4 protein-coding genes are annotated in these 2,519 nt (G+C 41.1%); 3 read left to right on the top strand and 1 reads right to left on the bottom strand.

Going from position 1 to position 2,519, the window contains the following annotated elements; genetic code table 11:
• Positions 1-73 precede the first annotated feature (73 nt).
• From BZG83_RS16250 to BZG83_RS16260, 3 genes are read left to right on the top strand one after another with little or no spacing between them, the layout of a single operon-like run.
• Positions 74-808: a hypothetical protein gene (locus tag BZG83_RS16250; RefSeq protein ID WP_131825114.1), complete on the top strand. Its 735-nt coding sequence runs from the start codon at positions 74-76 to the stop codon at positions 806-808.
• Entirely contained in the window at positions 805-1,320 is a 516-nt protein-coding gene (locus tag BZG83_RS16255) for an A1S_2505 family phage non-structural protein (RefSeq protein WP_077482105.1), read from the top strand. Before BZG83_RS16250 ends, BZG83_RS16255 begins: the two co-directional genes overlap by 4 nt.
• Positions 1,310-1,873, top strand: coding sequence for a hypothetical protein (locus tag BZG83_RS16260; RefSeq protein ID WP_077482107.1), 564 nt, complete (start codon positions 1,310-1,312; stop codon positions 1,871-1,873). Before BZG83_RS16255 ends, BZG83_RS16260 begins: the two co-directional genes overlap by 11 nt.
• 266 nt (positions 1,874-2,139) lie before the next feature.
• Here BZG83_RS16260 and BZG83_RS16265 read toward each other — a convergent pair whose 3' ends face one another.
• Positions 2,140-2,475, bottom strand: a complete 336-nt coding sequence (locus BZG83_RS16265) for a hypothetical protein (RefSeq protein WP_077482109.1) — start codon at positions 2,473-2,475, stop codon at positions 2,140-2,142.
• Between the last annotated feature and the right edge of the window lie 44 nt (positions 2,476-2,519).

Raw genomic sequence — 2,519 nt, forward strand, 5'->3', positions numbered from 1 at the left:
AAATTAAGCTATGGAAAATACTGGGGATCTTAAGCCCATAAAACTAACAATGACCAAAATGTCGACATTCAYAATGAGCCTACCAGTTCGCATTGCTCTTGCAGTCGGTCTTGTCTCTGTATCTGCTCCTGCGGTAATTAAGTACACAAACACTACGGATGCTGTGACTTTAGAGGAGCAGATGGAGACATTTGACTACGTTACTGACTTAAAGAACTCTCTGTTGAAGCCATCTAAAGATAACATCAGCAAGATGGACACTTTTCATTCTGCTTCTATTTGGAGCAAAGTGATGGGTTACGAAAGTACACGCAGCGTAGATTGGGATTCTGGYGGCCTACTGTTCGGGGAAACCAAGAGAGAGCAGTTTATTGCACAGGTTGAGCACGACTCAGAGGCAATGAGGCAGCTAATGTTGTTCTTTCTTGCAACTCTGTACACCCCAGATATCAATGAGTCAAAGGAGGGCTATTATGAAGGAGCACTTATGGCTAAAAACGAGCTATTTAAGAAGCACTTACCCTACGTATCGCAAGATATCGCTATCTTAATCAGCAACCCGCTCCAAGCTGCCCTAGCCTACAGAAATAAAACAACTTTCAAAGGTGTCGATGTTGGCTCTTATGTGCTTACCAAAGCTGGCCGAAGTCATATCGATTCTAAAAATTTCTTCGACACAGTGAAATACTACAATCATTACAAAGAGTATTGGGTTGAGTTAATATTTAAAGAGGGAACAATTTACTGGGATATTAATCGAGGTGAAAGACCCATATTCAAATACGTAGGAAAAAATTGGTATCAATGAAAAAGTTAGAGCAAAAAAAGAAGTTACGATTCTGGGTGGGAGATCGTACTTCAAAACCAAAAGATATTCATAAAAACTGCATTCTGATCGCCACCACAAATCCAGAGGGGCGTCATGGGATGGGCTTAGCTAACATTGCGCATCGATTTTGGGGTGCAGAGTATTATGTTGGCCGTGGCCTGTCCGGTCAATCGTACCTACTTGTAACAAAGAACTTAACCAAAAACTACTTTGAGGAAGCTACTGGGATTACCTACTCTCGCTACGGCATACGGAGTCTTACCAAGCAGCAACTATCTGACAATATCGAGGAATTATTCGAGGTTTCGAGAAGTATGCCCACAAAAAGTTTCATCCTTGCCTATAAGCGAGGTGACTCAAACCTCAATGGCTACAGTAGTGAAGAGCTAATAGAACTGTTTACTTCGAAAGCTAAATCAGAAACTCCAAGCAACATCATTTTCCACGAGAGCTGGAAGGCGTATTTTCAGAGAAAAAATCATGAAAAATAACAATTCTAATACTTTTTTTAACATCCTTGCTGGTGCTCTTGTCGGCGCTGTAGCAGTATCAAGCCTGTATCTGGCTGCTTTCAAGCCGTATCTGGCTGCGCAACATAATGTAGAGCAAAACTTTTACTCTGGCTACGGCATCGATTCTGAAATGCAGCTTCCAAGCGACCTCTCGACAACTCAAAAAAAGGTGCAAACTTACCTATATATGGTTCACCAGTCTAGACAGAGTGATAGTTCATTCAATCTCGACCCCTCATGCCTTCAGGGTCTTGTGAGTGCTTCTGAGGACACGTTTGTTGCTGGCGATAAGTTTATGGATACCTACTTCAATTACGGCAAGCAGGGTAATCCAGAAGACCATCCCAGCGACATTCAGCGCCGTATCAATCTACTAACTGGCAAGACTGTTGGTGATCAGATTATTGAACGTAATGGCTTCTTTGAAAGCAAAGTCGCCTTTCTGGTTCTGGAACGATCAGCTACTGATGTGTTCGAAAAATATTCTGTAAAACAGTTCCAGACAGCAGTTGATGAGTGTGTGGTGAAGTAATTTATCGTTCCTAGGGTTTCTGGGCTAATTTTCAATCTATCTGCCATTGTTAGAGGTGAGGTGGCCGGAGCAATTAATCTGTAGTACTGGTCTAGAAACTAAGTTACACCACTTTACATGCTTGTACTTATGCACTGCTTCATAGATTAGCAAAAACACTGGCAATTTTTTATCCAAATGCAAATTTGGTGAAACCGGAACATGGTTGTACAATCATATAAGTCCGCAGTATCACATTTGCTAGATTGCATGTTAGCCTGTGGATACTAAACTTCATAGCTAGGCATTCCGAGCAAGATTTTTTTGGCAATCATCTCCATAATGTCAGCCACTTTTTTATCTCTCTCTACCATCAGTAAAGCAATTGAGTCCGCATTAAGTTCAGGTTCAACCCTACCGTCCAATTGATTTTCAATAGCATCAGCATACAAGCAACACTCTGTAAGCTTTTGGAGCCAGCGTAGTCGAGAAGATCGAGTTTCAATATCCAAAATTGAGACAAACCCAGCCTCTTTACATTTGCCGACAACAAGACTTTCGATTGTTGTTTCTCTGAACCTTTCAATTTGAACAGCTTGTAGTATTGGAGAGTTAGTATTCATAGGTTTTTATTTAAAACTAACCAATTTTTACTCACATGCCAAAC

Source organism: Salinivibrio sp. PR919 (genome assembly GCF_001995355.1).
Lineage (GTDB): Bacteria > Pseudomonadota > Gammaproteobacteria > Enterobacterales > Vibrionaceae > Salinivibrio > Salinivibrio proteolyticus.